This window comes from Nitrosomonas communis, assembly GCF_024102715.1.
In the GTDB taxonomy this organism is placed as follows: Bacteria; Pseudomonadota; Gammaproteobacteria; order Burkholderiales; family Nitrosomonadaceae; genus Nitrosomonas; species Nitrosomonas communis_B.
Window position 1 is genome coordinate 22,730 of sequence record NZ_JAGFJM010000127.1, and the last position, 8,295, is coordinate 31,024.

General features: G+C 49.0%; 8 protein-coding genes. 4 read left to right on the top strand and 4 right to left on the bottom strand.

The features are described from left to right. Positions 1-17: 17 nt before the first annotated feature. Entirely contained in the window at positions 18-992 is a 975-nt protein-coding gene (locus tag J5I83_RS12500; RefSeq protein WP_304056576.1) for a glycosyltransferase family 2 protein, read from the bottom strand. Positions 993-1,371: 379 nt separating this feature from the next. Here J5I83_RS12500 and J5I83_RS12505 point away from each other — a divergent pair, with 379 nt between their 5' ends. Further along, positions 1,372-2,451, top strand: coding sequence for a type I restriction endonuclease (locus J5I83_RS12505; RefSeq protein ID WP_304056578.1), 1,080 nt, complete (start codon positions 1,372-1,374; stop codon positions 2,449-2,451). Between the two features lie 287 nt (positions 2,452-2,738). Here J5I83_RS12505 and J5I83_RS12510 read toward each other — a convergent pair whose 3' ends face one another. After that, complete coding sequence (locus J5I83_RS12510) at positions 2,739-3,629, bottom strand: alpha/beta hydrolase (RefSeq protein ID WP_304056579.1); 891 nt, start codon at positions 3,627-3,629, stop codon at positions 2,739-2,741. A 203-nt stretch (positions 3,630-3,832) separates the two neighbouring features. Here J5I83_RS12510 and J5I83_RS12515 point away from each other — a divergent pair, with 203 nt between their 5' ends. After that, the gene (locus tag J5I83_RS12515; RefSeq protein ID WP_304056581.1) at positions 3,833-5,071 is read left to right on the top strand and encodes a D-alanyl-D-alanine carboxypeptidase; all 1,239 of its coding nucleotides are present in this window, start codon (positions 3,833-3,835) and stop codon (positions 5,069-5,071) included. 40 nt (positions 5,072-5,111) lie between these two features. Here the strand turns inward: J5I83_RS12515 and J5I83_RS12520 are convergent, their stop codons facing one another. Continuing rightward, complete coding sequence (locus tag J5I83_RS12520; RefSeq protein ID WP_304056583.1) at positions 5,112-6,128, bottom strand: isoaspartyl peptidase/L-asparaginase family protein; 1,017 nt, start codon at positions 6,126-6,128, stop codon at positions 5,112-5,114. A 255-nt stretch (positions 6,129-6,383) separates the two neighbouring features. Here J5I83_RS12520 and J5I83_RS12525 point away from each other — a divergent pair, with 255 nt between their 5' ends. Further along, positions 6,384-7,163, top strand: a complete 780-nt coding sequence (locus tag J5I83_RS12525) for a DUF5995 family protein (RefSeq protein WP_304056585.1) — start codon at positions 6,384-6,386, stop codon at positions 7,161-7,163. A 41-nt stretch (positions 7,164-7,204) separates the two neighbouring features. Here J5I83_RS12525 and J5I83_RS12530 read toward each other — a convergent pair whose 3' ends face one another. Continuing rightward, positions 7,205-7,744 (bottom strand): macro domain-containing protein, encoded by a 540-nt coding sequence (locus tag J5I83_RS12530; protein WP_304056587.1) that lies wholly within the window; start codon positions 7,742-7,744, stop codon positions 7,205-7,207. Between the two features lie 192 nt (positions 7,745-7,936). Between J5I83_RS12530 and J5I83_RS12535 the strand changes: the two genes are divergently transcribed. Further along, the coding region (locus J5I83_RS12535; RefSeq protein WP_304056590.1) for a hypothetical protein at positions 7,937-8,295 on the top strand (359 nt) is incomplete at its 3' end.

The window sequence follows — 8,295 nt, forward strand, 5'->3', positions numbered from 1 at the left end:
TTGCTTCAGGCGATGAGCTATCTTAAGAGATCCTTCCGAAAACTCTTGAATCCATTGGCGTAGCGATGATAACGCCATGCCGCAAGCTCATGCAGAGCAACAGGCAAGCGGCGCCAGCGAGCACTGGGTAGTGCGCTGCGAGCACACAAAAAGATAAGTGCCTCGTCCAGGTCGCGCAGCTTGTCCTCACTCACGGGAAAGCGATTCCTCAACGCCAGCAGGCGTGCGCGTGCCATGTCACAGCGATATAGCTGCGGCCCAAAAATAGCGGCAAAGGTCCTTGCTCGATTTCCGTCTCGACGAGGTATGCCAAGTTGATTCGTGCCATGCTGCCGGTAGGCGATCAATGGCAAAGGTAATATATCCAGGCATGACACCGCGCCAATAAGTAATGCAATCCAGGCATCGTGCCAAGTATCAGGCATGGGCAATATGAGGTCACGATAAGTGGTGCGGAAAGCCAGGGTCGCGCCTGTCACCACTGGATGTTTGAGCAACACGCCGAGCGCATTGCAGGCTGAAATCTGCATCTGCTCCTGAGGATGGAATTTGAAGATTTGCCACAGTCGCAGTCCTGATAAATGCAAATTCTCATCAACGACGTCACCATCCGTGAATACAGCACCTGCGTTGCGATTATCGAGGAAATGCTGTTCTGTCAGCGCGACCTTGTCTGGATACCAGACATCATCCTGATCACACAAAAAGATAATGTCACCACGGCAGGCACGTATTGCGTTTTCAAAGTTGCGGGTCGAACCGAGGCGCTCGCTGTTCCTCAAGAAACGCACCGGAAACGGAGCATGTCGGGCGAATTCATAAATAATCGCTGCGGTCGCATCGACTGAGGCATCATCAGAAATCACCAACTCATCCGGCAAGCGGGACTGACGGACAATACTGCCGAGTTGTTCGCCAAGGTAGCGCTCACCATTGTAGCTTGCCAAGGCGATCGATATGGAGAGATCTCCAACAGAGAAATCTTTCTTCAAAATCGCACAGGCTTCTTCTATTCGTGACTCCTCATAGTTCTTTCGGATAAATTCTGAAAGCAATTTGATACGTTTGTATTCACTATTCGTTTCTTTTATCTAACATTCGAAATCGGCAATTACCGAAGGTAACTCGCTAGAATCAGGATACAGACCGCTATTTCCTAGAAGCTATGCCAAGCAAATACTCGTATGATATCTTCGCATAATTCGGGTCGGCATAGATTTATCTCTCGCTTAAGTTCACTTCAGATCCTGCTGATGAGGCAATCTTTACTAACTGCAGGATCAGAATAACCTAATATTTTATTTTAATCTAACCCAAGTTTTCATGTTCAGAAACAATAACTAACAATAAATCTTCTATGGAGAATTGCATATGGATCTTATTGATCAGCTCAAAGAGCTTGCGCTACGTATCAGAAAAATAAAGGACACAATACAAACAGAAGAAGCCACAAAAAATGCCTTAATAATGCCTTTCATACAGATATTGGGTTATAACGTATTCGACCCAACGGAAGTCACACCTGAATTAATTGCAGATATCGGGATAAAGAAAGGCGAGAAAGTTGATTACGCCATTCTGATGAATGATAAACCCATCATGCTTTTCGAGTGCAAAAAAAGTGGTAGCGATTTAAGTATCAACCATGCGTCACAATTGCTTCGTTATTTCCATGTAAAAGAAGCGCGATTTGGCGTACTTACGAACGGTATCTCATATCAATTTTTTACAGATCTGGAACAGCCAAATCGCATGGATGAAAAACCGTTCTTTGAATTCAATATCCTGGATTTTAAAGATCAGCATGTTGAGGAACTAAAAAAGTTCACCAAGTCGGCATTTAATGTTGAACAGATATTGAGTACAGCAAGTGATCTAAAATACACTAGGGCTATCCGTAACGTGCTGGCTGAGTGGATGGTCAACCCATCAGAAGATTTTGTCAGGATAGTATGTGCGGAAGTTCACAATGGAAAGCGTTTCACTCCCGCAATTAAAGAGCAATTCACCCAAATAACGAAGAACGCATTTCATCAATTCATTGGAGAAAAAATCAATGAAAGACTAAAAATGGCGATGGAACCAGCCACGGAGGTGAAAACAGGTGATTTGGAAGCAGATGATATAACTACTACTGCAGAAGAGCTGGAGGCATTTCGCATCATACGCGCAATTCTCCGCGAGATTATTGAGCCCAAGCGAGTGGTCATGAGAGACGCGAAGAGCTATTGCGCAATCTTGTGTGACGATAACAACCGCAGACCTATTTGCCGTTTGAGGTTCAATAATCCAGCAAGAATGATGCTTGGTTTATTTGATGAAAAGGAAGAGAAGTTAATGCCTATATCTGATCTTTCAGATATTTACCAATATGCTGATCAGCTAAAGAAAACTGCCTCAATGTATATCAAGCAGAACGAACCCTCACTTCAAGAAGTGACAACCACTTAAAGCAGAATTGACGTTGCTGCATTCGACAAATGGCTAAAGTGGAATAGCTTCTCTGTCATCCCAGGCCGGGTAGCCTGGGATATAATACATATAGCAGGTACTTATGGAAAGAAGCATCATTCGCTATAGTCAAGCATGTTAACGATCTAGGTATTTCAACAATACTACTTTGATCTCAAAAATATCTTACCGGTACCCATCAAGCATATCGGGCCTACCATTAAATTTGCCGGGGGACGGTCAACGAGTTGACGATAAATCATAGCTATCGCCTAAACTATCCACCTTTATTGTGGCTGCGCCAATAAACGAGCTTGCAAGAATCGTATGATCTCGCTCTGGATGCTCATGTCGTTCTGCAGGCTAGTATGGTATTGCGGCGGCGCTGAGTAACGCGGAATAAGAAACTGTTTGTCGCCTCGATACCTGCTGAAAAGATCAAATGCTGATAGGAAGGGCGTGACGGTATCGTAGGGATGGTGCACGAACATAATGGGAATGTCGCGATATGCGATCACACATTTCGTCACATCGAGTTCGTCAGGCACGGTGGCGCTCACCGCGACGGCAGTAGGTAAAAGTATCGGATACAGCGGGAACAGATACCAAAGCTGTTTTAGTTTGGTATATGCAATGGCTTTGGGATCGAACGCACCTTCTACAATAATTGCAGAAAATGTTCCCACCCTGAGCGGTAAACATAATGCCACAGCACTACTGATGGAATGGCTCATATAGGCAACTCCTTCGCCGGGATAGTTGGATTTTAAATAAGCATGGTAGGCGGCAGCATCACCAATGAGTGAAGTGAGCTCAGCCTGACCTTCGTTTTCATCATATCCCTGAAAACTGAATACCAGCAGGCGGAAACCATGGCCAAGCAAGGATCGGTAATATTCCAGAGTATGAGCGCGGGACATCGCGTTCCCGCCTGACACCATCACTGTGCCAAAATCACCTGCAGATTCGAATAAAAGCCCGTGCAGTTCTTGTCCTGAATCGTTTTTAACTACTACCTTTTGCGCCTGATGCTGGCTCGGCGGCACAGGTGGATGACGAGCTTCCATGCCCCGCGCAAGTTCAGGATAAAGCATCAATCTGGTAGCACAACCGCCGAGCAATGATGCGAGAATGGCTATGAGGATGACGATGCTGTACTGAGAGGATGACTGCTTCACCTGTTTTAAGCTTGCTCTTTTTATTTTATCGATTCTTCAAAAACGATGGATGCTTTATACTAATGCGGTTTTTTAGGAATTGGTAACGACAAGTTTCTGACGATATGCCCGGAGACAGTAAATGTCATGTAATGTAATCATTGAAGTTAAATATTTCACTTTACTTTCATTAATTTGCATTAATTGCAGAAAGGATGAGTGCCATGTTTGATTGGAAGCGTGCAGGCAGAAAAGGGGTTCTTGTGCTTGCCATACTGTTACTGCTCTCTCCATTAGGCCAGTTGCAGGCGAATCCCCGCCATGCCTCTATCGTAATCGATGCGGATACAGGCAAAGTGCTGCACGAAACCAACCCTGATGCCAGCCGTTACCCGGCCTCTCTCACCAAGATGATGACGCTCTACATGCTGTTCGAGGCAATGGAGCAACGCAAGATGACGCCGGATAGCCGCATGCAGGTGTCAGCCCGTGCAGCGTCCATGCCGCCAACCAATATCAGGCTGCGCCCGGGTGACACTATCAGTGTGCGTGAGGCGATTCCGGCGTTGATCGTGCGCTCCGCCAACGACGTGGCGGCGGTGGTGGCTGAAGCGCTGGGCGGTACTGAAGCCAATTTTGGCCGCATGATGACCGATAAGGCCCGCAAACTGGGTATGCGCGCCACCATTTTCCGTAATGCTTCCGGTCTGCCCAACGACGAGCAGAGAACCACTGCCCGGGACATGGTGACCTTGTCCCTGCGGCTGATGAAGGATTTTCCTCAACACTATCATTATTTTTCAACTCAGTCGTTCCGTTACCGAGGCATCACCTATCATAGTCACAACCGCATGGTACGCAACATTCAAGGTGTCGATGGTTTGAAAACCGGTTATATTCGCACTTCCGGCTTCAATATTGCTACTTCCGCCAAGCGCGATAATCACCGCATAATCGGCGTGGTCATGGGTGGACAAAGCGCTGTCTCCCGCGATCAGCATATGGCCCAGTTGCTTGATCGCTGCTTCTCCCGAGCGCCCGCGGCCAAACTGGCGAGCAATACCAGTCATGACAATGCGAGACCGGCGGCAGCCATGAAAGTCAGCACCGCGGCTCCCGTGCCCAAACCGGCCTCCTCACTGGAAAAAATGCCCGATCTGTCTGTGCTGCAACCGGCTGCCCAGCCAGCGGCCAGTGTTGCGCCGCAGGGAATCACGGCAGCAGATAACAACAACTGGGGGGTTCAGTTAGGCTCTTATTTGGCGCGCGACCGGGCCAAGGCCCAGGCCCAGGCAGCCACCCGCTGGATACCAGGCGAGGCAGTAGTAAGTGAGGTTAAGATCAGTAACCGCAAGCTATATCGGGCTCAGTTGCTAGGCTTGCAGGAAGACCAGGCACGCACGGCCTGCCAGAGCCTGGCGCGGCAGAAAATAGAATGCATCGTGGTGCGGCCACATGGTTAGCCTGCATGAATTCACCGCTTCCTGCCAGCTGATGCGATTCTCATAGCGCAGAGGCGGGAGAGCACGTCACCGGCGTTTCAGCCTCCAGAAAAATTCCCACCCGCGCAATGCCGTCGTTGCCGATGACGCCGCGATACATACCGCTGGTGTTAAAGCGCATCGCATAATCGCCTTTTGCATCCAACACAATCAAACCGCCATCACCGCCGATGGCGGCGATTTCCGCCAGCGTATTGTCGGCCGCCTCGGCAATCGGCTTATGCAGCAGCCGCACCTGCGCCGCTGTATTGAAAGCGGCTGCAGCGCGGATAAACATTTCTCCGGTACCCGTTGCGGATACCGCAACTGAACGATTATCCGCGTAAGTACCCGCACCGATAATCGGTGAATCTCCCACGCGTCCAAAGCGTTTGTTCGTAAGTCCGCCGGTTGAGGTGCCAGCGGCAAGATTGCCGTACCGATCCAGCGCCACGGCACCGACTGTTCCGTGCTTTCCATCCTCGCCAGCTACTGGCGTGCCTGGACCGGCATCATGATCGCGCAGCACACGTTCTTCAGAGATTGCCTGCTGCAACTGATCCCAACGCTTTTGTGTATAAAAATAGGAGGGATCCACGATCTCAAGGCCCTGCTCGGCAGCAAAGGCTTCCGCACCCTGACCCATGAGCATGACATGGGCGCTCTTTGTCATCACAGTGTAAGCTGCGCGGATCGGATTACGTATGGTTGTGACCGCAGCAACAGCACCGGCCATAAGGGTGGTGCCGTCCATAATCGACGATTCCAGTTCATTGCGGCCAGCATGGCTAAACACCGAGCCCTTGCCGGCATTGAACAAGGGTGAATCTTCCATCACTACAATCGCTGCAATCACGGCATCAATGCTGCTGCCACCGCTTGCAAGCACTGCATAACCAGCAGTCAGCGATTGTGCCAGTGCTTGCTGATATGCCTGCGCGCGCTCCGTTGTCAGCTTGCTGCGCTTGATGGCGCCGGCGCCACCATGAATCACCAGCCGCAACGGTGAAACACCCGCCTTTACCGAATTAGTGCTCATATTCTCCAGAAACAAGTATGTCAGTTTGACATGCGATATTGTTAAGTGATTTCTTCATAATGAGAGCTGGATAAAGGTATAGCTGCACTGCCTTTTATGAAGCGCGAGTTTGTAATTCCTCTCCATCCCTGGAATATATCAGATCAAACAGACTACAGCAGAAAAATCGGGTAAATTCTGCTATGCGCTCAGCAAGGCTACCCACAGCCAGTCAATTTTTAAAGCAATTCCTGATGAAAGGAAAAAGGAGGAGATATGTCTGATACACGTTTTCCTGCTTCAATTGCAACACCCGCAAAAACGATTGATGATGTCGCTCAGCAGTTAACAGCGATTATCGAATGGTCAAAGCAAAATAATGCCCGCATAGGCTATTTTGCTGCGCTATATCATAAAGTCATTATCCAGGCTAAAAAAGGAATCGAAGAGGGTCTTTTTGATGATGGGCCGCGTATAGAACGTCTGGATGTGATTTTCGCCAATCGCTATCTTCAAGCCTGTTATCAATATCAGACAGGACAGACACCGACTCAATCCTGGGTGCGCGCCTTTAATGAAACCAAGCGTTGGTGGCCCATCGTCTTGCAGCATTTATTATTGGGCATGAATGCGCATATCAACCTTGATCTGGGCATTGCCGTTGCAGAAACAGTGCCGCCCGAAGAATTACCTAACCTGAAAGGTGATTTTGACAAAATCAATCAGATTCTGGCCAGCCTGGTGGGCGGCGTACAGCAGGAACTGGCCGAGATATGGCCAGTGCTGGGGTTATTCAACCGTTATCTGGGTAGCGTGGAAACAGCCATCATCAATTTCAGCATGGAAAAAGCGCGTGATGCTGCCTGGTCATTTGCCCAGACACTGTCACCCTTAGCCCCGGAACAGCGTCAGCTGGAAATTGCGCGCAAGGATGAAGCAATTGCCTTGTTTTCCAACGTGATTGCTCATCCCGGTCTGACCGCTTCTTTCATCAACAAAATCATCCGCCTGGGCGAGCGCGGAAGCATCCGTCAACGTATCGAGATACTGGAGTAATAAAAATAGTGCAATTTAGCATGCACACTTTTTGCGCTTAGTCATGCTGCTGCAACCTCGTCGAGAACTTGCTCGTATAGTTGCCGATCAGTATCGCTGAACAATACAAAGCGTATTTGCTTAACAGTCAAAAGATCTGGCAGCATGTCAAAAATTGTGTTGCAAGCGATCCGTGTCGCCGATTGTAACGGGTAGCCAAATGCACCTGCTGAGATTGCAGGAAAAGCGATGGAGCTGATGCCATTGTCCTCGGCGAGCCTCAGTGCATTACGATAACAAGAGGCTAACAACTGATCAGAAGGCTCATCAACGCCATAGATCGGCCCAAGGCAGTGGATGACATAGCGATTCGGCAGATTATGCGCGCCAGTAATGACCGCCTCGCCCGGCCGGATAGGTGCGAGCTTGCGGCACTCCTTTGCCAGGCCGAGGCCTGCACCGCGATGAACCGCACCGGCCACACCACCTCCCATCTGCAGTTCAGCGTTGGCCGCATTCACAATCGCTTCCATATCAGGCTGCGCCGCAATGTTCCCCTGCACACATTCAATAATTACGCCATGGAATTCACGCTTCGTCATAAACGGCATCTCCTATCACAGATGTTCTAATGCGCGCGGCATCAATATATTCATTTTTTAAAATTTCGACCTTTTTTTGCTCTGCTACGTATTTGTACGTATTTATTTACTCCCTATTTTTCTATACCTTTTTAAAAGAGATAGAAACAGGCCGATTGATTTTAGCGCATTGTTGTTAGAGGAGAGCAGCCGATGAGTCAAAGAGATTACCGTTATGATCGCGCGCAGAATCCCTTTAGCCCGAGGGCAACTGGATTCGCACCCAATAATGCATTGTGTCTTGCTGCAGCTTCAAATTTGGTTTATGAAAAATCTGACGCATTGCAAGCCGCAGAAGTGAGTAAGTGGGGATTTGGTCAGTTCAGGCCCATCAACGCCCTTAAGGGGCCGTTCATCGATACCCAAGCGTTCGTCTGCGCCGATTCCGATGTTCTGCTGATTGTGTTTCGCGGCACGGAAGCAACGGACCTGAAAGATTGGTTGACCGACGCGCAGTTCAATCTTACCGATGGCCCGATAAAAAATACCCAGAATGAGGTTCATCGCGGTTT